This is a genomic window from Sedimentitalea arenosa, from assembly GCF_016428585.1.
In the GTDB taxonomy this organism is placed as follows: Bacteria; Pseudomonadota; Alphaproteobacteria; order Rhodobacterales; family Rhodobacteraceae; genus Sedimentitalea; species Sedimentitalea arenosa.
The window spans coordinates 1-21,876 of sequence record NZ_JAELVR010000017.1 but is presented as its reverse complement, the minus strand read 5'-3'; the positions used below and the strand labels follow the sequence as shown (position 1 = coordinate 21,876).

Annotated in this window: 16 protein-coding genes and 1 pseudogene; 7 read left to right on the top strand and 10 right to left on the bottom strand. The window is 66.9% G+C overall.

All coding sequences use genetic code 11. From position 1 onward, the window contains the following. Nucleotides 1-57 precede the first annotated feature (57 nt). A complete protein-coding gene (locus JF290_RS19140; protein WP_199026506.1) occupies nucleotides 58-951 on the bottom strand; it encodes a CPBP family intramembrane glutamic endopeptidase in 894 nt (297 codons plus the stop codon). After that, nucleotides 944-4,063, bottom strand: coding sequence for an ABC transporter transmembrane domain-containing protein (locus JF290_RS19135; protein ID WP_199026505.1), 3,120 nt, complete (start codon nucleotides 4,061-4,063; stop codon nucleotides 944-946). The genes JF290_RS19140 and JF290_RS19135 overlap by 8 nt, the downstream gene beginning before the upstream one ends. Before the next feature lie 209 nt (nucleotides 4,064-4,272). Between JF290_RS19135 and ilvD the strand changes: the two genes are divergently transcribed. From ilvD to JF290_RS19110, 5 genes are all read left to right on the top strand, one after another. Next, nucleotides 4,273-6,036, top strand: a complete 1,764-nt coding sequence (ilvD, locus tag JF290_RS19130) for a dihydroxy-acid dehydratase (protein WP_199026504.1) — start codon at nucleotides 4,273-4,275, stop codon at nucleotides 6,034-6,036. Between the two features lie 91 nt (nucleotides 6,037-6,127). Further along, nucleotides 6,128-6,424 carry a hypothetical protein gene (locus JF290_RS19125; protein ID WP_199026503.1) on the top strand — a complete coding sequence of 99 codons (297 nt, stop codon included), beginning with the start codon at nucleotides 6,128-6,130 and terminating at the stop codon, nucleotides 6,422-6,424. A gap of 46 nt (nucleotides 6,425-6,470) precedes the next feature. Further along, nucleotides 6,471-7,256, top strand: a complete 786-nt coding sequence (locus JF290_RS19120) for a DUF6478 family protein (protein WP_233155598.1) — start codon at nucleotides 6,471-6,473, stop codon at nucleotides 7,254-7,256. Between the two features lie 13 nt (nucleotides 7,257-7,269). After that, entirely contained in the window at nucleotides 7,270-7,644 is a 375-nt protein-coding gene (locus JF290_RS19115; RefSeq protein WP_199026502.1) for a hypothetical protein, read from the top strand. A 170-nt stretch (nucleotides 7,645-7,814) separates the two neighbouring features. Then, nucleotides 7,815-8,249 carry a glyoxalase superfamily protein gene (locus tag JF290_RS19110; protein WP_199026501.1) on the top strand — a complete coding sequence of 145 codons (435 nt, stop codon included), beginning with the start codon at nucleotides 7,815-7,817 and terminating at the stop codon, nucleotides 8,247-8,249. 291 nt (nucleotides 8,250-8,540) lie between these two features. Here JF290_RS19110 and JF290_RS19105 read toward each other — a convergent pair whose 3' ends face one another. From JF290_RS19105 to JF290_RS19085, 5 genes are all read right to left on the bottom strand, one after another. Then, complete coding sequence (locus JF290_RS19105; RefSeq protein WP_199026500.1) at nucleotides 8,541-9,881, bottom strand: S41 family peptidase; 1,341 nt, start codon at nucleotides 9,879-9,881, stop codon at nucleotides 8,541-8,543. A gap of 6 nt (nucleotides 9,882-9,887) precedes the next feature. Next, nucleotides 9,888-11,024 carry a murein hydrolase activator EnvC family protein gene (locus JF290_RS19100; RefSeq protein WP_425503973.1) on the bottom strand — a complete coding sequence of 379 codons (1,137 nt, stop codon included), beginning with the start codon at nucleotides 11,022-11,024 and terminating at the stop codon, nucleotides 9,888-9,890. After that, nucleotides 11,021-12,538, bottom strand: coding sequence for a 2,3-bisphosphoglycerate-independent phosphoglycerate mutase (gene gpmI, locus JF290_RS19095; protein WP_199026499.1), 1,518 nt, complete (start codon nucleotides 12,536-12,538; stop codon nucleotides 11,021-11,023). Before gpmI ends, JF290_RS19100 begins: the two co-directional genes overlap by 4 nt. A 136-nt stretch (nucleotides 12,539-12,674) precedes the next feature. Further along, on the bottom strand, nucleotides 12,675-15,566 hold the full coding sequence (locus JF290_RS19090) for an error-prone DNA polymerase (protein WP_199026498.1): 2,892 nt from the start codon (nucleotides 15,564-15,566) through the stop codon (nucleotides 12,675-12,677). A gap of 62 nt (nucleotides 15,567-15,628) precedes the next feature. Further along, entirely contained in the window at nucleotides 15,629-16,585 is a 957-nt protein-coding gene (locus JF290_RS19085) for an ABC transporter ATP-binding protein (RefSeq protein ID WP_199026497.1), read from the bottom strand. A gap of 87 nt (nucleotides 16,586-16,672) precedes the next feature. Between JF290_RS19085 and JF290_RS19080 the strand changes: the two genes are divergently transcribed. After that, complete coding sequence (locus JF290_RS19080) at nucleotides 16,673-16,852, top strand: zinc-finger domain-containing protein (RefSeq protein WP_199026496.1); 180 nt, start codon at nucleotides 16,673-16,675, stop codon at nucleotides 16,850-16,852. 106 nt (nucleotides 16,853-16,958) lie between these two features. Here JF290_RS19080 and JF290_RS19075 read toward each other — a convergent pair whose 3' ends face one another. Further along, the gene (locus tag JF290_RS19075) at nucleotides 16,959-18,170 is read right to left on the bottom strand and encodes an META domain-containing protein (protein WP_199026495.1); all 1,212 of its coding nucleotides are present in this window, start codon (nucleotides 18,168-18,170) and stop codon (nucleotides 16,959-16,961) included. A 170-nt stretch (nucleotides 18,171-18,340) separates the two neighbouring features. On the opposite strand from JF290_RS19075, the gene polA reads away from it, so the two are divergent. After that, nucleotides 18,341-21,133: a DNA polymerase I gene (gene polA / locus JF290_RS19070; protein ID WP_199026494.1), complete on the top strand. Its 2,793-nt coding sequence runs from the start codon at nucleotides 18,341-18,343 to the stop codon at nucleotides 21,131-21,133. Here the strand turns inward: polA and JF290_RS19065 are convergent. After that, nucleotides 21,130-21,672: a gamma carbonic anhydrase family protein gene (locus tag JF290_RS19065; RefSeq protein WP_199026493.1), complete on the bottom strand. Its 543-nt coding sequence runs from the start codon at nucleotides 21,670-21,672 to the stop codon at nucleotides 21,130-21,132. The two genes, polA and JF290_RS19065, sit on opposite strands and share 4 nt — an antisense overlap. 93 nt (nucleotides 21,673-21,765) lie before the next feature. Next, a pseudogene (locus tag JF290_RS19060) lies at nucleotides 21,766-21,876 on the bottom strand (IS5/IS1182 family transposase); the annotation flags it as partial.

Sequence of the window (21,876 nt, the reverse complement as noted above, 5' to 3'; positions counted from 1 at the left end):
CGCGCCTTTGCTGGCAAGTCGTCGGGTCCAGATAAGCCCACGGCCGCCGAATTGCAATCAGCGCCGGATCGCCAGCCGGGCCGCCAGCCAACTCACGATCATCATCGCGAAATCGACCGCAAGCCATGCCCGGAGCGGCCCCGTATCGTCCATCGAGAACGGCACCGTGTAGAGCGCCAGACCGCTCAGGCTGTCGGGCAGCGCCACGATCAGAAGCGCCGTGACGTTGTTGAACAGGTGCACCGCGATCGCCGGCCCCAGCGTTCCCGCCCGCGCCGTCAGGTCCGCCGTCAGGATGCCGAACAGGCCCGACCAGGCCGCGATCAGCAGCGCGTTGTCGCCCGCTTCGCCGGGCAGGTAATGGCCCATCGCGAACAGCACCGAGGGCACCCCGATCCAGACCAGCGGGCTGGAAAACCGCGCCGCCAGCGCCTGCTGGATATAGCCGCGAAACAGGATTTCCTCGGTCGAGACCTGCACCAGCACCACCAGCAGCGACACCGGCAGCAGCAGGGTCCAGAGCACCGGGTCCAGATTGGCGACCAGTTCGGGCCCCATGTCATAGGGCGGCAGCACCAGCAACAGCAGGCCCAGCCCGACCAGCAGCCGCATCACCTGCCAGAACTGACGCACCGCCAGCGGCAGCGGCCCGATCAGCCCCAGCCCGGCGCGCTTCTGCAGCAGGCGGGCGGCGACCATCACGCCGACGGTCACGAATCCGAAACTGCCCAGCAGCACGATCAGCGAGGCCGGCGTGTTGCCCTGCGCGAACGCGGGCGAGGCGATCGCCAGCTCCGGCGCGGCCACCAGCAGCACCATCTGCACCAGCCGGCTCAGCGCCGCCGCGACGGCGGTGATCACCACCAGCCCGACCAGCAGCCGCCACAGCTGGGGCGCCCGTCGGCCGGGGCCGACCAGCACCTCGTGCGGTGCATAGGCGCCTTCAGCCATCCAGTTCGTCCACGATCTTGTCCAGCGCCTCGGGCAATCCGCTGCCCTCGCCGAGGTCGCGGAAATTGATGTTGGCCTGCGCCAGGAACGTGCTGATCCCGGTCAGGTGACCCGAGACCGAGCGCAGCAATTGCAGCGCCACCGACACGTCGCTGCCGATCACGTCCAGCAGGTCCTCCGCCGCGATCCGCAGGCAGGTCACCTCCTCCAGCGCCACGAGGTCCAGTTGCCGCGTCTCGCCGGTGATGATCGACAGGTCCCCGATCAGCCGCCCCGGCTCAACGATCGACACCGGCGGCATGTCTTTCGGACGGTCCGGCCAGCGCAGCTCCGCCTTGCCCGACAGGCACAGATAGGCGGCGTCGGGCGGCTCGCCATGGGCGAAGATCACCTGCCCCGGCTCCGCCGTGAACCATTGCGCGCCGAAGGCCAGCAGCCGCTGGTTGCGCCCGTCCAGCCGCGCGAACAGCTCGGCCGAGGCGATCGCCTTCTGCTTGCGTTTCAGGTCCTTCGACCCCGACCCGTCGGGGTCGTCCTCGGAGCGCCGCGCCACCCCGTCGATCCGCCCGCCGCGGATCTCGACGAACAGGTCATAGGCGTCCGGATTGTCGAACCGGTCCTCCATGAAGATCATCGTGGAGTCCGGCAGCAGGTCGCGCAGCTTCTCCCGCGTCGCCTGCCGGCTTTCGGCGTCATGGCTGGCCAGCGCCTTGTCCAGGATCAGGATGTCGGGCCGCTTGATCGAGGCCCGGCTGAACGCCGCGCGCTCCTGGATCACCGTCGGCAGGTTGGTGCCGCCCAGCCCGGTCGGCAGGTCGTACATGATCGCGGCCACCTTGCGGCGCAGGTCGTGCTCGGTCAGCACCTCGGCCACCACGTCCTCGATCTCGCCCGCCTTGGCGCCCGCCATCATCGACACCCGGCCATAGAGCCCGTTCTCGACCACGGTGAGGCGCGGCACATAGACATCCGGGCCCACCGCGACGAACAGGTCGCCCGCATGGCGGCGCAGCTCCTCGGACTTGGCCTTGCGCAGCTCGACGATCTCCTCCTTGAAGCGGTCGGGAAAACTCGGCCCGATCTGCTCGGCGGTCAGCAGGAAGGGCACGGTCAGCAGCAGCGCCTCCTCCTCCTCGGTCAGCGCGTCATCGCCCTGCTCGCGCCGCTTGGCGGCGATTTCCGCCAGCCGCAGATACATCTCCTCTTCCATGCCGAGCCGGCGGAACAGCGGGTGGCCGATGCCGTCGCGCCCAAAGGTCTTCTCGAGGATGTCCATCACCGCCTGCCCGATGGTCAGCCCCTCGCGCGCCAGCCCCTGCTCGTGCAGCATGGACATGAAGCCGCGGTTCTCGGCCAGCGCCTGCTGGCTGATCTGCTTCGCCGGCGCGGCGAACAGGAGGTTGCCGCCCAGCGGGATCGACGGGTTGAACCGCTCGGGCTCGAACCGGTGCACCGCCCCGTCCAACCCCTTCTCGACCAGCCGCTCGTGGATCTCCGGGCGCAGCTCGACGATGGCGCGGGCAAGGTCGGGATGCTGCTCGGGGTCAAATCGCGACCGCAGGGTGCGCCGAAAGATCGCCTCGTCGATTCCCATCGCCGACACCAGCTCGAACCACCAGTCGCGGATGTCGTCGCCGTCGGTCAGCCCGGCCAGCCCCGGATCGACCCAGTCGGCGTCCAGCATGTCCAGGCTGTTGCCCGAGCGCCGCGCCTCCACCGCGCGCCGGTCGCGGTTTTCGGGATCCAGCCGCACCACCTGCGGCTTGACCCGCAACGGCATCAGCAGGTTGTCCCCCAGCGTGCCGTCAAACAGGTAGGGCCGCGAATGGGCATAGCCGATCCGCGTCGCGATCACCGCCTGGTGCAGCTCGTTCAGCGGATAGCCCGCCACCGTGACCTGCCCGCGCCGGGGCACCAGCTCGCGCGTCAGCAGATGGGCGAGCGCGGCCCGTTCGGACGCGCTGCTGCACTGGATCGCGACCCGCGCGCCGGCCGGAATCGTCAGGCTGATGTCCTCCAGCACCGCGTTGTTGTCGTCGTCGATCACCGTCACGTCTTCGATCTTGATCTCGCCCCGCAGGCGCGGGATCTCGTCGGGCTCGCCCTCGAACAACGCCTCGTCCAGCATCCCGCGCGGGGCGAAACGCTCGGTCACGATCTCCCAGCGCAGGCTCATGTCCTGCACCTGGTTGTAATAGGTCAACAGCTCCTTCCACGGGCTCGACAGGTCCTTGTAGGCCGCCAGCGCCGCCACCAGCGCGCCCACCGTGATATCGCCGATGATCGCCAGGTAGCCCCCGACCAGGTAGAACGCGAACGGCGTCATCTGCCCGATCAGGTTGTTCAGGAACTTCATGAAGAATTTCTTCTGGTAGATCTTGAACCGGATATGGAACAGCCGCCCCAACCGGTCGGTCACCATCGCCAGCCGAAAGCGCCAGCCGCCGTTGACGCGCAGGTCGCTGATGCCCGCCGCGGTCTCGCCGATCTCGCTCGACAGGTGGCGGATCTCCTGGATGCGGTCCTTGTTCAGCAGGTTGATCTGGCGCTGCAGCTTGGGAATCAGCCAGGCCTGCAACGGGATCAGCGCGATCGACGCCAGCCCGAACCAGACGCTCTGCATGAACAGGAAGAAGACGATGGTCGCCATCTGTCCGAACTGGAACACCGGCTGCGCCACCGCGTCGCCCATCAGCCCGCCCATCGGCTCGGCCTCCGACGTGACCATCGACACCAGCTCGCCCTGGCTGGTGTTGCGGAAGTAGGGGCGCGGAAAGCGCATCATCCGGTTGATCAGCGTGTAGCGCAGCCGCCGCAGCATCCGCTCGCTCAGCACGCCCTTCATGGTGTTGACGCGCATCTTCATCAACCCCGCCGCGATCACCGCGCCGAGGAAGGCGAGACACAGGATCGCCAGGTATTCCACCTGTCCGAACTCGAACCCCCAGAGCTCGATCGTCGCCGTGGACGCGCCGATCGCGTCGTTGATGATCATCTTCGGCAGTTCCAGCGACGCGTACATGAACGGGAAGGTGATCAGCGTCACCGCCAGCAGGGTCAGCTGCTGCCGCTTGGAATACTTCCAGATAAAGGAGAATAGTGTGGGTTCCATCCCCCGGCCCTCGGCGCTGTGGATCATCTCGTCGTCACAGGAACGCCATGTCCCGGCGGTTGTGTGACGGTAATCATGGCCGCCCCCATTTACAAGGATCAGGCGCGCTCCACACGCCCTGGCCAACGCTTTCTCTGCCGCCTTGGCCCTTGTGTCACACCCGGCGCGCGGCTATTCCCGAACCCAGCCAATTCATCCGGAGACACGCCATGCTCAAGCGCCCGTTCGACAAGACCAAACTGCCCAGCCGCCACGTCACCGAAGGGCCCGAACGCGCGCCGCACCGGTCCTATCTCTACGCGATGGGAATCAGCGACGAGGAAATCCACCAGCCACTGGTCGGCGTCGCCACCTGCTGGAACGAGGCCGCGCCCTGCAACATCTCGCTGAGCCGCCAGGCCCAGGCGGTCAAGCTGGGCGTCAAGGCGGCCTCCGGCACCCCGCGCGAATTCACCACCATCACCGTCACCGACGGCATCGCCATGGGCCACGAGGGCATGCGCAGTTCGCTCGCCAGCCGCGAGGCCATCGCCGACACGGTCGAACTGACCATGCGCGGCCACTGCTATGACGCGCTGGTCGGCCTGGCCGGCTGCGACAAGTCCCTGCCCGGCATGATGATGGCGATGGTGCGGCTGAACACGCCGTCCGTGTTCATCTACGGCGGCTCGATCCTGCCGGGCAAGGCGCCCCAGGTCGATGAAATTCCCGAGGATTTCCGCACCCGCGACCTGACCGTGCAGGACATGTTCGAAGCCGTAGGCCGGCACCAGAACGGCACCCTCTCGGATGCCGCGCTCGACATGCTCGAACGCGTCGCCTGCCCGTCCGCGGGCGCCTGCGGCGGCCAGTTCACCGCCAACACCATGGCCTGCGTCTCCGAGGCGATCGGGCTTGCGCTGATGAACAGCTCGGGCATGCCAGCGCCCTACGAATCCCGCGACCAGTTCGCCGAGGCCTCGGGCCAGGCGGTGATGATGCTGCTCGAAAAGAACATCCGCGCGCGCGACATCGTCACCCGCAAGTCGCTCGAGAACGCCGCCCGCGTGGTGGCCTGCACCGGCGGGTCGACCAATGCCGGGCTGCACCTGCCCGCCATCGCGCACGAGGCCGGGATCGACTTCTTCCTCGAAGACGTCTGCGACATCTTCCGCGACACCCCCTATTTCGTCGACCTGAAACCGGGCGGCCAGTTCGTCGCCAAGGATCTCTACGACGCCGGCGGCATCCCTGTCGTGATGAAGGAGTTGCGCAAGGCCGGCCTGATCCACGAGGATTGCGTCACCGCCACCACCCGCACCATCGGCGAGGAACTCGACCGCATCGACCGGGTGGCCGACGGCCGGGTGATCTACCCGATCGAGACCCCGATCACCAAGACCGGCGGCGTCGTCGGGCTCAAGGGCAACCTCGCCCCCGAAGGCGCCATCGTCAAGGTCGCGGGCATCGCGCCCGAGAACCAGGTCTTCACCGGCCCGGCGCGCGTCTTCGACTGCGAGGAGGACGCGTTCGAGGCCGTCAAGGCCCGCGCCTACAAGGAAGGCGAGGTCATCGTGATCCGCAACGAAGGCCCCGCCGGCGGCCCCGGCATGCGCGAGATGCTGTCGACCACCGCCGCTCTGTCCGGCCAGGGCATGGGCAAGAAGGTCGCGCTGATCACCGATGGCCGCTTCTCCGGCGCCACCCGCGGCTTCTGCGTCGGCCATGTCGGCCCCGAAGCGGCGCAGGGCGGCCCGATCGCGATGCTCAAGGATGGCGACATGATCACTATCGACGCGATCAAGGGCGAACTCTCGGTCGATCTGTCCGACGAGGACCTCGCCGCCCGCAAGGCCGACTGGGCCGGCCCGCGCGACACGATCTATGCCTCCGGCGCGCTGTGGAAATACGCCCAGCTCGTCGGCGCCACCTACAAGGGCGCGGTCACCCACCCGGGCGGCGACGAGGAAAAACACATCTACATGGACCTCTGAACTTCAAGCGCGCCGGGGCAATGACCCCGGCGCGATTTCGTGATTTGCCCGCATTGTGCTATTCTCCGTTCCTTTTCAGAAGGGAATTGATATGGCCTATGCAACGATTTCGACGTGGAAACTGAATGAACCGCTCAAGGACGAGGATGTCCTGTGGCGGACCATGCAGGACAAGTATGTTCCGATGAGCAAGGCGCTTGGGGCGGGTCAGGTCCTGGTCATCAACATCGCCGAAGGCGAAAGCGCGATCGTCAGTGTTTATCCGGACCAGGCCGCAAGAGATGCCGCCGAAGCCAAGATCGCCGAACTTCGCAAGACCGCCGGATCCGAATTCAACGCGACCATGACCGGCGAAATGCGTGGCGAGGTGCGCGCACAAAGCGACTGACAGGTCCAGTCAACGGTTTATTTCCCGCTAACCCTTTGGGTAGAGTATGCGCGACAGACCCGTGCGGAACCCGATCACGATGCTCGACCGGCTGATCCATCGAACCGCACTGCGCCACTGGCGCAGCGTGCTCGCGCAGGCGCCCTCCGCGCCGGCCCCCCTGCTGCGCGCCCGGCGCAACCGGGCGCGGGCGCTGCGGGCGGAACTCGACCGCCTGATCCACGCCGCCGACGCGCAGTTGACCCTGCCCGCCATCGGCGCCACCGCCTTTCCCCGCCCGCACGGCACCGACTGGGCCTGGCGCCCGGCCCTGTGGCGCGGCCCGCTGCCGGTGCGCGGCCTCGCCTCCCCCGCCGACAACACCCCGCTGGGGGACGAGATCGCGCTGTTCCACGATTGCCGCCGCCGCGAGATCGCGCTGCGCCAGGACCGCAACCAGCGCCCCGCCGACCTCGCCCCGTTCGGGCTCTGCGTCGAGGTGTTCGGCTCCGAGGCCAGCTTCCTGTCGCTGGCGGTGGACCTGCCGCACGCGGCCGTGCAGGGCCTTGCGCCGACGCATATCCTGCGCGTCGATGCGACGCTGGATGCCGAGGCGCCGCAACAGGTGTTCCTGCGCCTCAACATCCGCCAGGGGCCGAACACCGAACAGGTGGTGCGCGCCCTGCCGCTGGCGGATGGCACCGGGCACGTCGAATTCGACATGGCCTATTGCGGCCTCGACAAAAACCGCGTGCAGGCGCTCTGGCTCGACGTGATCTTCGAGCGTCCCGCCATGAACCGCCTGACCCTGCGCGACCTGACCTTCGCGCGCTTCCCGCGCGCGCACCTGTGACCGGACCCGCCGCATGAGCACGCCCATCCTGACCAAGACCCGCTTTGCCAACGGCCACTGGCACGGGTTGCTGACCGGCGCGCCCGAGGCACCGGCGCTCGAAGCGCTGCATCTCGGCGAACCGGTGCCGGACGTGGCGGTCACCGAAACCGGCACCGCCGGGGAATGGGCCGTCACCGTGCCGATCCCGCCAGCGGCGATCGCCGACGGGGTGCAGACCGTGGTGATCCGCGACCGGGCCAGCGGCGTCGACCTCGGCGCCGTCAGCCTCCTGGCGGGCGATGCCGCCGGGGACGACCTGCGCGCCGAGATCGACCTGCTCCGGGCCGAGCTCGACCTGCTGAAACGCGCCTTCCGCCAGCATTGCCGGGACAGCGGCGCCTCTTGACGCAGGCGATCCGCCCGCCTATCTGCCGCTCAGGGTCATGAGCACCCGCCGCTCGCTGGCACAGCCAAGGTGAAGCTCATATCGACACCATCAACCGACTTCAGTTCTGCGGTCCGTTGGCAACGCGAGCACCAGCCCTACTCCGCATCGGAACATGAAAGAGGTGTTTGATGTCCCATCCCACTCCCTCCCGCGCCGATCTCAAGGCGCAGGCGAAATCCCTGCGCTCGGCGCTCGCGGCGTCGGGCCACGCCGTGTCGCACAGCCAGTCGCTCGAACTGCTGGCCCGCCAGCTTGGCCACCGCGACTGGAACACGCTGCACGCCAGCACCGGCAACACGCCGCCGGTGCCGTTTCACCTCGGCCAGCCGGTCAGCGGTGTCTATCTCGGGCAACGGTTCCGGGGCGTCATCATCGGCCTGCGCGAGATGGCGGGCGGCAGCCGCTACCAGGTCACGCTGCGCTTCGATGCGCCGGTCGACGTGATCCGCTTTGACAGCATGTCGAACTTCCGCTCGCAGGTCACGGCGGTGATCGACCGCACCGGCCGGACGGTGGAAAAGACCTCGGATGGTCAGCCCCACCTCGTCTTGGAGCGCGGCTGAAACCGACCCCGGGCGCGGCCCCGCCGCGCCCGTTCATCTTTTCGTCACGCATGGCGCCGCGCGCCCCGTTAACCCGGCTGCCGGGCCGTAAATGAGGCTCCGCGTCTGCACGCGGTATGCACGGCATATGCACGCGCTGCACAACCCGGTTTCGCCGCAAAGCCCAAGGTTAACTGGCCTCCCGCGCCGCCCGTCCCGAAACGTCATCCGCGCCGTTGCGCGCGCCCCACGAAAAAGGCCGCGCCCGGCGGGCGCGGCCTTGTCCATTTCCGGTCCGAAAGGATCAGCGCGTCACTCGTTCGGACCCAGCTTCGACAGGCCCCGCAGGATGTCGATCGCATAGGCCAGCTGGTAGTCCTGCTCGCGCAGTTCCGCCGCCTTCTCGGCCTTGGCCCGGTCCTCCTCGATCTGGCGCACCTCGTCCTCCGACAGGCTGTCATTGTTCAGACGCCCGCGCAAATCGGCCTCCGAGCGGGTCCGCGCCGCGGCGCTGGCCTCTTCCTCTTCCTCGGTCGCCGGAGTCCGGCGCGGCTGCGCCACCACGATGTCGGGCGACACGCCCAGCGCCTGGATCGAGCGTCCCGACGGGGTGTAGTAGCGCGCCGTGGTCAGGCGCATCGCACCGTCCCCGCGCAGCGGCATCACCGTCTGAACCGACCCCTTGCCAAAGCTCTTGGTGCCGACCACGACCGCGCGGCGGTGATCCTGCAGCGCGCCCGCGACGATCTCGGACGCCGAGGCCGAGCCGCCGTTGATCAGCACCACGATGGGCTTGCCCTCGGCCAGGTCGCCCGCCGTCGCGTTGAACCGCTCGCCGTCCTCGACGTTGCGGCCCCGGGTGCTGACGATCTCGCCCTTCTCGAGGAACGCGTCGGACACCTTGATCGCCTGGGTCAGCAACCCCCCGGGATTGTTGCGCAAATCCAGGACGATGCCGTTGATGCTGTCGATCCCGCCAGCGGCCTCGATCTGCTCCTTCAGGCCGGATTCAAGGTTCGGCATGGTCTGGTCGTTGAAGGTGGTGATCCGCAGCACGACGCTCTCGCCCTCGGTGCGGGTCCGCACCGCGGTCAGCTTGATCGTGTCGCGGATGATCGACACGTCGAAGGGTTCCGTCTCGCCCTCGCGCACCACGGTGATGATGATCTCCGAACCGACCGGCCCGCGCATCATCTCGACCGCCTTGTCCAGAGTCAGGCCCAGCAGGCTCTCGCCATCGACATGGGTGATGAAGTCGCCGGCTTCCATGCCGGCCTCGTCCGCCGGGGTGCCGTCGATCGGCGACACGACCTTGACGAAGCCGTCCTCCTGCGTGACCTCGATGCCGAGCCCGCCGAACTCGCCCCGCGTCTGCACCCGCATCTGCTCCGCGTCGTCGGGCGACAGATAGCTGGAATGCGGATCCAGCGAGGTCAGCATCCCGTCGATCGCCGCCTCGATCAGTTCCGACGCGTCGACCTCCTCGACATACTGCGCGCGAATGCGCTCGAAGATGTCCCCGAACAGGTCGAGCTGCTCGTAGACGCTGCCACTCTTGGTACTCTCCTGCGCCAACAGGGGGCCGGCGATCTGCGTCGTCGCCACGATCCCCGCCACTGTGCCACCGAGGGCGGCCATCACGAATTTCTTCATGTTTTCCTATCCATCCTTGTCGGTTCGGAACCACGTTTCCGGGTCCACCGGGCGTCCGCTCTCTCTCACTTCCATATAGAGCGTTTCTGACCGGTCAGTTCCAGTGCCATCACCGCTTAGTGACAAAAATGCGCCTATTTCCGGCGCCTCGCCTCCCATCAACCCGACCGCCGTGCCAGCCGGGATCACCTGCCCGGCCTCGCCGAACACCTCGCCCATACCCGACAGCACGAACAGCGTGTCGGCCTGCGGTTCGAGAATCACCACGTTGCCAAGATCGAGCAGCGGTCCGCGATAGCGGATCGTCGCGGCGACGGGCGTGGTGACGATGGCGCGCGGCCGGGTCGCGAGGATCAGCCCCTCGCGGGCGATACCGGCCGCATCGGCCTCTCCCGCGCGGCGCAAGACGACCCCCTGCACAGGCAGGTCGATCCGTCCCTTCAGGTCGCTCACGTCCGAGTCGTCGGGCGGAATCGGCGTGTCACTCATCTCCGACAACCCGTCGGCAAAAGCGGCGAGGCTCTCGCTCGACGACACCAGGATCGCCGTGCGCACCGGGTCCTCGGTGAAGCGGCGCGGCAGGTCGGTCCGGTTCGCGATCGCCATGCTCAACTCGGCGCGCGCCTGCTGCACGTCCGACAGCCCCTGCTCGAGCGTCGCGACGGAGCTCTCCTGCAACGCGCGCAGGGTCCGGATCTCGGTCAGGTCGGCGCGCACCCCGTCCGCGCGGGCCTGCAGCACCGGCGTCAGATCGCCGAGGATCATCGCCGCCCGCGCGCTGCCGACCGGCCCGTCGGGATGCAGCAGCATCACCGGCGGCGGTGCCGTCTCGACCGTCAGCAGCGCGCCGACGAGGCCCGCGATCTCGGCCTCGCGGGCCTGCATGTGGCGGGTCAGCTGCGCCTCGCGGCTGGTGGCGCGGCGCACGCCTTCACGCATCGCGGCCAGACCGCTCTCGAAGGCCTGGATGGTCGCGGTCAGCGCCCGAACCCGGTCCCGCGCGCCATCCGCGGCGTCCAGCGATTCCGTCGCCTGCTGCAATTGTGCCAGCGCCGCCCGCGCCGCCGCGCCGGGCTCCTCCGGTTGCGCCTGCGCGGTGCTTCCGATCACCAGGGCCATGCAGAAAAGCAGCCGCAGGATCATCTCAGCAGGCTCTCCCCCGTCATCTCGGGCGGCTTTGGTAGGTCCATGAGCTCGAGGATCGTCGGCGCGAGATCGGACAGCCGCCCGTCGCGCAACTGCACCCCCTCGGGCCCGCCGACCAGAGCCACCGGCACGGGATTGAGCGTATGCGCCGTGTGCGGCCCGCCGGTGTCCGGATCGACCATGACCTCGCAATTGCCGTGATCGGCGGTGACGATCATCACGCCGCCGACCTCCTCCAGTGCCGCCACCACCTGCGCCAGCCCCCGGTCGACCGCCTCGCAGGCCTTGATCGCCGCGGCCAGATCGCCGGTATGGCCGACCATGTCGGGGTTGGCATAGTTGGTCACGATCAGGTCATACCCCGCGTGGATCGCGTCCACGAAGGCCTCTGTCACCTCCGCCGCCGACATTTCGGGCTTCAGGTCATAAGTCGCGACATCCGGCGATTTCGGCATATGGCGATCCTCGCCCGGCTCGGGCTCTTCCTTTCCGCCGTTCAGGAAGAAGGTGACATGCGGATATTTCTCGGTTTCCGCCAGGCGGAACTGTCGCTTGCCCTGTGCCGCGACCCAGGCGCCCAACGTGTTCACGATCTCGGCCTTGGGATAGGCGGTGGTCATGTAGGTGGAATGGCTGTCGGAGTAGTCCACCATGCCCAGAAGCGCCGCGAAGCCGGGCCGCGGGCCGGTGTCGAAGGCATCGAATGCCGGATCGCCGATGGCCGCGAGCAGTTCGCGCGCCCGGTCGGCACGGAAATTCAGACAGAACACCCCGTCGCCGTCACGCGCGCCACCGTAGTCGCCGATCACGGTCGGAGTGATGAACTCGTCGGTCTCGCTGCGGGCATAGGCCGACGTGATGGCCGCATGCGCCGTCGACGCGCGGCCTCCCTTGCCGAGGATCATCGCCTCGTAGGCCTCGGCGATTCGATCCCAACGGTTGTCCCGGTCCATCGCAAAGTACCGCCCGGACAGGGTGGCGATCCGCGCGCCGTCAGGCAATCCGTCCTGCAGGGCCTCGAGATAGCCATAGGCGGATTTCGGTGCCACGTCCCGCCCATCGGTCATCACATGCAAGGCGACCGGAACGCCGGCCCCGGCAATCGCCCTTGTCGCCGCGAGAATGTGGTCGATATGCCCGTGCACGCCGCCATCCGACAGCAGACCCAGCAGATGCGCCGTGCCGCCACTGGCCTTCAGATCCGAAACGAGTGCGAGCAGGGCCGGGTTCTGAAAGAAACTGCCATCCTCGATCGCCAGGTCGATCTGGCCAAGGTCCATCGCCACGACCCGGCCCGCCCCGATATTGGTATGACCGACTTCGGAATTGCCCATCTGTCGCCGTGGCAGCCCGACGTCCGGGCCATGCGTGATCAGCCTTGCATGGGGTCCCCGCGCCATGATCGCGTCGAAGGTCGGCGTTTGGGCCAGGTGCGGAGCATTCGCGCGGGTGTCCTCCGACAGGCCCCATCCGTCCAGGATACACAGAACAACGGGTTTGGGGGCGGTCATTGTCGAACTCCGTCAATCATCTCGCACGCGGTCTGGCCGCCTTCTATCCGCTGGGCCCGCAAGGGTGAACCGCTTTTCCCGGCTTGCCGCGTCTTTCCGCCTCCGCTCATCGCTGTCCCGCCCATCCCCGGGCGGATCATTCGGGCGTCAGGATGCTGCGCAACAGGGCCAGCGGATGCGCCCGCAGGCTCAGCCGCATGGCGACGTAATCCTCCACCACCTCCTCGCCCAGCCCCATCCTGGGCAGATGCGCCTCGGGTTCGTGGATCGCCTCGCCCTCGATATCCTGCGCGAACAGCGGCAGCGGGCGCGTTCCGGCGATCGCCTTGGCCTGCCACAGCGCCTCCCGCCGGCTCAACCCCAGCGTCGCAAAGACATCCGCCTCGGCCAGACGTTCGACCGCGGCGGCCCCCAAGCCGGCCCTGCGCCAGACCTCGGCGACTTCGGTATAGCCATTGCCGCGCGCTGCCGTGAGCCAGGTCGCATCCTCCTCGGTCACCCCCTTGATCTGGCGGAACCCCAGGCGCAGCGCCAGCCCGCCGGTGCCGTCGGGTTCCATCGTGTTGTCCCAATAGCTTTGATTGATGCAGACACCACGCACCTCGACCCCGTGCGCCCGCGCATCGCGCACGATCTGCGCCGGCGCGTAGAACCCCATCGGCTGGCTGTTCAGCAGCGCGCAGGCAAAGATGCCCGGATGGTGGCATTTGATCCAGGCGCTGGCATAGACCAGCAGCGCAAAGGACGCCGCATGGCTTTCGGGAAAACCATAGCTGCCGAACCCCTCGATCTGGGAAAAGCAGCGTTCGGCGAACTCGGCCTCATAGCCGTTCTTCTTCATCCCGCGCAGGAACAGGCTGCGGAATTCGCTGACATTGCCGTGTTTCTTGAAGGTCGCCAGCGACCGGCGCAGCCGGTCCGCCTGTTCCGGGGTGAAGCCCGCGCCGACGATGGCGATCTGCATCGCCTGTTCCTGAAACAGCGGCACGCCCAGCGTCTTGCCCAGCACCGCGCCCAACTCGTCGGAGGGGAAGCTGACAGCCTCCTCGCCATTCCTGCGGCGGATATAGGGATGCACCATGTCGCCCTGGATCGGACCCGGCCGGATGATCGCCACCTCGATCACCAGGTCGTAGAAATTGCGCGGCCGCATCCGCGGCAGGAAATTCATCTGCGCCCGGCTTTCGACCTGGAAAACGCCGATACTGTCGGCCTTGCACAGCATGTCATAGACCGCCGGATCCTCGGGCGGCAGGGTCGCCAGGTCAAAGCGGGTCTGGTGATGGCGCGCGATCAGGTCGAATGCCTTGCGGATGCAGGTCAGCATGCCCAGGGACAGCACGTCGACCTTGAGAATGCCCAGGCTGTCGATGTCGTCCTTGTCCCAGCAGATCACCGTGCGCCCTTCCATCGTGGCGTTCTCGATCGGGACCAGCTCGTCCAGCCGGTCTTCGGTGATGACGAACCCGCCCACATGCTGCGAGAGGTGGCGCGGAAAGCCGTTGATCTCGTACACCAGGTCCAGCGTCTGGGTCAGGCGGCGGTCGGTCGGGTCCAGACCGATCTCGGTCATGCGCTCGACCTCGATTCCCTTGGTGGAAAAGAACCCCCAGAGCTGCGAGGACAGGCCCGAGATCGTGTCCTCGGTCAGCCCCATGGCGCGCCCCACCTCGCGGATCGCGCGCTTGCCGCGGTAGTGCACCACCGTGGCACAGAGGCCGGCGCGGTGGCGGCCATAGGTCTCGTAGATGTGCTGGATCACCTCTTCCCGGCGTTCATGTTCGAAATCCACGTCGATATCGGGCGGCTCGTCGCGCGCCTCGGAGACGAAGCGTTCAAACACCATGGTGCCGATTTCCGGGCTGACGCTGGTGATCCCGAGGCAATAGCAGACCACCGAATTGGCCGCGCTGCCGCGCCCCTGGCAGAGAATGTCGCGCGACCGGGCGAAGGCGACGATGTCGCGCACGGTCAGGAAATAGGGTTCGTAATTCAGCTTGCCGATCAGGGCGAGTTCATGCGCCAGCATGGCGCGCACCTTGTCGGATGCACCCGCCGGGTAGCGCCAGCGCAAGCCCTCTTCGGCCAGCCGCATCAGACGCTCGGCCGGGGTTTCGCCCGCGGCCGCCTCGCTGGGGTAGTCATAGCGCAATTCGTCCAGAGAGAATGTCAGGCGCTGCGCCAAGTCCCCGGCCCGGTCCACAGCCTCCTCGACGCCCGTGAAGAGGCGGCGCATTTCGGCAGCCGAGCGCAGGCGGCATTCGGCATTGGCCAGCGCGTCGCTGCCCAGATCATCGACCTTGCGGCGCAGGCGGATCGCGCTCAGCACGTCGGCCAGCTTGCGGCGGCGGCCGTGATGCATCAGCGGCGCGGCGCTGGCCAGGGTCGACAGGCCCAGCGTTTCGGCCTGCCGGGTCAGGGCCGCGAAGCGGGCCGGGTCGTTGCCATCATAGAGCGGGGTCAGGAGCAGGTGCATGTTGCCGGCAAAGCGGCGCGTCAAAGCTTGCGCATGTGGTGCCCATCCGCCCGCGCCGCCCTGCGGCGTCCGTGCCTGTGGCCAGAGCAGCAAGTGGAGGCCCTCGGCCCTGTCCAGCAGGTCGGCCAGCCGCAAATCGCAGTGGCCCTTGTCCGCCTGCAACCGACCCGTGGACAGGAGGTGACAGAGATTGCCCCAGCCGGCTCGGTCCAGAGGCAGCGCCGTGATGGGCGGCGCGTCGGCAAACACCAGCCGCGCGGCCGGGATCAAGCGGGGGGTGTTGAAGACCGCCGATGGCTGGCCCGCGGGCCAGCCCGGCGGCAGCGGTGGGCCGATCAGGCCATGGCTGCGATCCCAGTCGCGACGCTCCCGCACCTGGCGGGCGATGCGGCGCGCTTCTGTATGCGCCCGCACGATCCCCGCCACTGAATTGTCATCGGCGATCGCGATCGCGGGCAGACCCAGCAGGGCCGCGCGCGCCATGTACTCCTCGGGGTGAGACGCCCCGGTGAGAAAGGTGAAGTTCGACGTGATCGAGAGTTCACAGAACATGACGAGTCGGCAGCATATTCATGTTTTGTTCTCATTGGGAGTCCCCTTCGCATCGGCCCGTTTCAGGCCTCACGACTGTCCGGATTGTCCGCATGCGATTTTGTCAGCGACAGGAAGACGTCCTCGAGATCCGCCTCTTCGGTGCGGACGTCGCGAATGGTGATCCCGGCGTCCCGCACTGCCGACAGCACCTGGTCGGCGCTGGTCCGACCGCTGCGATAACCCAGAACCAGCGCGCCATCCTCACGCAAATTCGCGGATATTCCATCGGCTTGCGGCAGCGCCGTGATCTTCTCGGCGGCCTGGATCACCATGCTGCGCGCATCGAGACGGCCCAGCAGCGCACCCATGCTGTCGCGCGCCACGACCTCGCCCTGGTCGATGATGGCGATCTCGTCGCACATTTCCTGTGCCTCTTCGAGATAGTGGGTGGTCAGGATGATCGTCATGCCGTCGCGGTTCAGCTTGCGCACGTTGGCCCAGAGCATCTGGCGCAGTTCGATGTCGACCCCGGCCGTGGGTTCGTCCAGCACCAGCACATGCGGATGATGCACCAGCGCCTTGCCCAGCAGCAGCCGCCGCCGCATCCCGCCCGAGAGCGACCGGGCGTAGGCCTCGGCCTTGTCCGACAGGCCGACCATGGCGAGGATCTCGTCGCTGCGGCGTTGCGCTTTGGGCACGCCGTAGAGTCCGGCCTGCACGTCGAGCGCGCCGCGCGGAGTGAAGAACGGGTCGAGGTTCAGTTCCTGGGGCATCACGCCGATGGCCGCGCGCGACTGGCGCGGGTTGCGGTCCTGGTCGAATCCCCAGATCGTCACGCGTCCCGAGGTCTTGGTGACGAGTCCTGCCAAGATGTTGATAAGGGTCGACTTCCCCGCTCCGTTCGGTCCGAGGAGGCCGAAGACGGAGCCACGCGGCACGGTCAGATCGACCCCCTTGAGCGCCTGTTTCTCGGGCTGTTTGCGACTGGCGCGATAGGTCTTGGTCAAGCCCTCGATGCGGATCGCGTCCTGTGTCATTGCGGCTCTTGCCCCCGGTTTTGCCTTGGCTCATAAACGGCTCTAAGCCATGCATTCAGGGCCGACAAGCAGAAGGACCGCCAGCTGATGACCATCCAAGCGCCGGAAACCAAGATCGTGGACACCTATCGCGTTGCCTGCGACGGGGGCGAGGGTGCGCTGGGTCATCCCCGTGTCTGGCTGCAGATCCCGCGCGATACCGGCTGGGTGGAATGCGGCTATTGCGACTGCAAGTTCATCCACAAGGACCACCAGACATCCGCATAAGCACGCCCAGCGATTTCGCCAGCTCAATCCGTGCTGGAAACGGCTGACAATTAGCCTGTTGCGTTTTCAAAAAAGCTCCCGGTGTGCCGGAGATGCTCTGCGTGTCTCAGCGCCGCGCGCGCAGCACGACCTCGCCCGCAGCTCGAAGTTCGAGTGCGCCGTCCTGTGTCACATCAAAGCCGGTGACCGTCGCGAGCGAATCGAGGACGGCGCGCTCCTGCGCCATCCGCGCCTCGGGGCAGGCCATCATCGTGACCCCACCGGGCCGGATCGAAAGGCCCTCGCCGCCAAGCTCGTAGCCGGCGTTGAACCGGTTGCAGCCCGTGCTGCCTGAAAGCCGTCCGCCACCGCCGAAGCGCAGCGTGACCTCGGAGCCGTCCAGCACCGCCGAGCCGGCAACCTGATCGGTCCGCCATGGATGGGCGACGAGCAGGTCGAGCGGATCGCCGCCACAGCCGCGCAGGCTGCGACCGCCGGTTTCGAGCAGCGCCCGCGCGGGATAGGGCATCCCGGTCATGTCGTCGCGGCACAGCTCGGAGGTGAGGCTCAGCGCGAGGTCAATGCCTTCCGGCGCAAAGCGGTACATGGCATCGGTGACCTGCGGTTCCGGCAAGGCCGCACTGATCTTGGTGGCACCGTAGTCGCCCGAGTAGCGCATCTGCCCCGCCTCGATCACCAACGTCCATCCCGGTTCGTTGCCGCGAACTGAATAGAACGCGTCGGGCAGCGGTGGGCGGCATTCTGGCAGTTCGACCCCGTCGAGGCTGAGCATCGCAGAATCTCCGCGCGTCCAGATCCAGGTATCGGAATCCGCGGGCAATACGAAACGAGCCCCCGACGCGGTGGGTTCGGCCACGAGGTCGAGATAGGTGCCGCCGATCCTGAGCCGCGCGGTCTGGTCGGCGACGCTCAGCCCAGCCTGCACGTCACCGCAGCTCATCTTCGTGACAAAGCCCATCGGACGGAACGCGGCAAGTAGGATCTCCCCGAGATTTGCCGGCTGGCTGTCCGGCTCAAGCGCGACCGGCGCACTGAGCCAGCGAACGACACCGTCCAGTCGCAAAGCGGCGCGCAGTTCGAGCGCGATACCGGCGGGAGCCTCGATGCTGAACGGCAGCGGCACCTGTGCTCCGTCTGTCGGCTGAGCGGTCCGTGCCACGACAGCGCCGAAGTCGTCACGTAGTTCGACCAGCATCTCTGCCTCGGGCGGCAGAGCCACCCGCTCGCGGTAAACTAGACTTCCGGTCAGGGCGCGGGGCTCCTGAGCGAAGCTGACAAGCGGCAGAAGCGCGAGCAGGAAAGCGATCGGGAAACGCATGGCTAGGACACCTCGGGCGGGTTGGAACAATGCCGCAAGGGTGCACCGGGCGCGCGCGGCGGGTCAATCAACATCACCTGTTTCGCACCGCGTTTCACGCGCGCGGCTCTGGAAACCGCCCCCGGTTCGTGGCAGGACAAGGCGGGGCCAGTCACAGGGAGATGCGGGCGATGAGCGGTTTTGGCAAGGGGTGCCATCTGCACCTGATCGACGGGTCGGCTTTCATATTCCGAGCGTTCCATGCGCTGCCCCCGCTGACCCGGAAGTCCGACGGACTGCCTGTAGGCGCGGTGCAGGGCTTCTGCAACATGCTGCACAAATATGTGGCCGACAACGCTGGACCCGATGCGCCGACCCACGCCGCGGTGATCTTCGACAAGGGCAGCCATACCTTCCGCAACGATCTTTACGACGAATACAAAGCCAATCGCGAGGCGATGCCCGAGGATCTGCGCCCGCAGATCCCGTTGACGCGCAAGGCGACCGAGGCGTTCAACATCGCCTGCAAAGAGCTCGAAGGCTACGAGGCCGACGACATCATCGCGACGCTGGCCTGCCAGGCCCGCGACGCGGGTGGGCGGGTCACCATCATCAGCAGCGACAAGGACCTGATGCAGCTGGTGGGTGACGGGGTCGAGATGCTGGACGCGATGAAGAACCGCCGGATCGACCGCGAGGGCGTGATCGAGAAATTCGGAGTCGGACCGGAGCGGGTCGTGGATGTGCAGGCGCTGGCCGGGGACAGTGTCGACAACGTGCCGGGCGCACCGGGGATCGGGATCAAGACGGCGGCGCTGCTGATCAACGAATTCGGCGATCTGGAAAGCCTGCTGGACCGGGCCGAAGAGATCAAGCAGCCCAAGCGGCGGCAGACCCTGATCGACATGCGCGACCAGATCGAGCTGAGCAAACGCCTCGTGCAGCTGGATTGCGACACGCCGATCGACTTCGGGCTGGACGATCTGGAGGTGCGCGACCCGGACCCCGAGGTGTTGATGCCGTTTCTGGCCGAGATGGAGTTCCGCAGCCTGTCCAAGCGCATCGCCGAGCACCTTGGCGTCGAGGCGCCGATCATCGCCGACGCGCCGCCGCCGCCCTCGGATGCGCCCGACGCGCCGAGCTTCGAGGCGGCCGATTATGCTTGTGTGCGAGACGCCGAGGCGCTCGAGGCATGGATCGCGCAAATCCGCGAACGTGGCTGGGTCGCGGTGGACACCGAGACCACCGGGCTGAACGAGATGGTGGCCGACCTGGTCGGGATTTCGCTGTGCGTGGAGGCCGGGACGGCCTGCTACATCCCGCTGACCCACAAGGCCGGGGCGACCGACGACCTGTTCGGTGAAGAAGGGCTGGCCGAGGGGCAGATGCCGCTGGAGGAGGCCCTGGCGCTGCTCAAGCCGGTGCTGGAAGACCCGGCGGTGCTGAAGATCGGGCAGAACATGAAATACGACGCCAAGATTTTCGCCCGCTATGGCGTGGACGTGGCGCCGATCGATGACACGATGCTGTTGTCCTATGCGCTTCATGGCGGCCTGCACGGGCATGGCATGGACACGCTGAGCGAACGTTATCTGGCTCACAGTCCGATCCCGATCAAGCCGCTCCTGGGCAGCGGAAAATCGGCGATCACCTTTGACCGGGTGCCGATTGACGATGCGGTGCCCTATGCGGCGGAAGATGCCGATATCACCCTGCGACTGTGGCAAACCTTCAAGCCGCTGCTGCACCAGAGCCGCGTGACCACGGTCTACGAGACGCTGGAACGCCCGCTGGTGCCGGTGCTGGCACAGATGGAACGCAACGGGATCAAGGTGGACCGCGACACGCTGAGCCGCATGTCCAACGCGTTTGCGCAAAAGATGGCGGGGCTGGAGGCCGAGATCCACGAACTTGCGGGCGAGACGTTCAACGTCGGCAGCCCAAAGCAACTGGGAGAGATCCTGTTTGACAAGATGGGGATCGAGGGCGGCAAGCGCGGCAAGACCGGGGCCTATGCCACCGGGGTCGACGTGCTGGAAGACCTCGCCACCGAACATGACCTGCCGGCGCGGGTTCTGGACTGGCGGCAGGTGAGCAAGCTGAAATCGACCTACACGGATGCGCTCCAGACCCATATCAACCCCGAGACCGGGCGCGTGCATACCTCTTACTCCATCGCAGGGGCGAGCACGGGGCGGCTGGCGTCGACCGATCCGAACCTGCAGAACATCCCGGTGCGCACCGAGGAAGGCCGGCGCATCCGCGAGGCGTTTGTGGCAGAGCCGGGCAACCTGCTGGTGTCTCTGGATTATTCGCAGATCGAATTGCGCATCCTCGCCCATATCGCCGGGATCCCGGCGCTGAAGGCCGCCTTTGCCGAGGGGCAGGACATTCACGCGATGACCGCGTCCGAGATGTTCGACGTGCCGATGGAGGAGATGACGCCCGACGTGCGGCGCAAGGCCAAGGCGATCAATTTCGGGGTGATCTACGGCATCTCGGGCTTTGGGCTGGCGCGCAACCTGCGCATTCCGCGGGCCGAAGCGCAGGGCTTCATCGACCGCTATTTCGAACGCTTTCCGGGCATCCGCGCCTATATGGACGAGACCAAGGCGTTCGCGAAGGAGCACGGATACGTGCAGACCCTGTTCGGGCGGCGAATCCACACGCCCGAGATCAACGCCAAGGGCCCGCGCGCCAGTTTCGCCTATCGCGCCGCGATCAACGCGCCGATCCAGGGCACGGCGGCGGACGTGATCCGCCGCGCGATGGTGCGGATGCCCGCTGCGATTGAAGGCCTACCCGCGAAGATGCTACTCCAAGTTCATGACGAATTACTGTTCGAGGTCGCCGAAGACGCGGTGGAGGACGTCATTGCCCGCGCCCGAGAGGTGATGGAAGGCGCCGCCGATCCGGCGGTGCACCTGGACGTGAAACTGACCGTGGATGCGGGACAGGGCGCGAACTGGGCCGAAGCGCACTAGGGAAGGGCGCGCAGGGTCGCGAAATTTTCCGGGGTGAAGCGTTCGATGCCTTGGGCGTAGTTCTGCGCGTTCAGGTGGTAGAAGCGCGCATTCATCAGGTTGGCGGCTGAATTGTCCCGGGTCTTGACCAGCCGGGCCGGACTGCCCGCGATGATCGAGTTTTCGGGGAAATCCGAGCCTTCGGTGACGATGGCATGGCCCGCGACGATCGAATTGTCGCCGATCCTGGCGCCGTCCATGACCGTGGCACCGATGCCGATCAACACCCGGTCACCGATCTCGCACCCGTGCAGCACCGCCCGGTGAGTGATCGAGCAGTCTTGGCCGACGATCGTGGGCAGGTCATAGCCGACATGGATCATGACATGGTCCTGAACGTTGGTGCGCGCACCGATGTGGATTTCGTGCATCTCGGCGCGGGTGACGACATAGGGCCAGATCGACACGCCGGTCTCAAGCGTGACCTTGCCATACAAGAGGGCCGTGTCGTGGATGAAGGCGGGGTCGTTCAGGGTCACGTCCGGACCGATATGCGGCATGAGATATCCTTTTTCCGAAACAATGGGTCCGGGGCACGTCCGTGTCGAGCCCAAATGGACGAGAGGCCACCTACCGCACGCTAGGCTCAGGACTCATAGCCAGTAGATGACCGTAGCGGCGAGAGCGATTGCCGAGAGGAAGACCTTCGGGCACCGGTCGTAGCGGGTGGCGACACGCCGCCAGTCCTTGAGCCTGCCGAACAT

Bases quoted from the DNA above. Each gene is read 5' to 3' on its own strand.
- JF290_RS19120 (WP_233155598.1), top strand. From the start codon at position 6,471: ATGCGCGACAGACCCGTGCGGAACCCGATCACGATGCTCGACCGGCTG.
- polA (WP_199026494.1), top strand. From the start codon at position 18,341: ATGAGCGGTTTTGGCAAGGGGTGCCATCTGCACCTGATCGACGGGTCG.
- JF290_RS19080 (WP_199026496.1), top strand. From the start codon at position 16,673: ATGACCATCCAAGCGCCGGAAACCAAGATCGTGGACACCTATCGCGTT.
- JF290_RS19100 (WP_425503973.1), bottom strand. From the start codon at position 11,024: ATGATCCTGCGGCTGCTTTTCTGCATGGCCCTGGTGATCGGAAGCACC.
- JF290_RS19075 (WP_199026495.1), bottom strand. From the start codon at position 18,170: ATGCGTTTCCCGATCGCTTTCCTGCTCGCGCTTCTGCCGCTTGTCAGC.
- JF290_RS19085 (WP_199026497.1), bottom strand. From the start codon at position 16,585: ATGACACAGGACGCGATCCGCATCGAGGGCTTGACCAAGACCTATCGC.
- JF290_RS19110 (WP_199026501.1), top strand. From the start codon at position 7,815: ATGTCCCATCCCACTCCCTCCCGCGCCGATCTCAAGGCGCAGGCGAAA.
- JF290_RS19135 (WP_199026505.1), bottom strand. From the start codon at position 4,063: ATGGAACCCACACTATTCTCCTTTATCTGGAAGTATTCCAAGCGGCAG.
- JF290_RS19105 (WP_199026500.1), bottom strand. From the start codon at position 9,881: ATGAAGAAATTCGTGATGGCCGCCCTCGGTGGCACAGTGGCGGGGATC.
- JF290_RS19125 (WP_199026503.1), top strand. From the start codon at position 6,128: ATGGCCTATGCAACGATTTCGACGTGGAAACTGAATGAACCGCTCAAG.
- JF290_RS19065 (WP_199026493.1), bottom strand. From the start codon at position 21,672: ATGCCGCATATCGGTCCGGACGTGACCCTGAACGACCCCGCCTTCATC.
- ilvD (WP_199026504.1), top strand. From the start codon at position 4,273: ATGCTCAAGCGCCCGTTCGACAAGACCAAACTGCCCAGCCGCCACGTC.
- JF290_RS19115 (WP_199026502.1), top strand. From the start codon at position 7,270: ATGAGCACGCCCATCCTGACCAAGACCCGCTTTGCCAACGGCCACTGG.
- JF290_RS19140 (WP_199026506.1), bottom strand. From the start codon at position 951: ATGGCTGAAGGCGCCTATGCACCGCACGAGGTGCTGGTCGGCCCCGGC.
- JF290_RS19090 (WP_199026498.1), bottom strand. From the start codon at position 15,566: ATGTTCTGTGAACTCTCGATCACGTCGAACTTCACCTTTCTCACCGGG.
- gpmI (WP_199026499.1), bottom strand. From the start codon at position 12,538: ATGACCGCCCCCAAACCCGTTGTTCTGTGTATCCTGGACGGATGGGGC.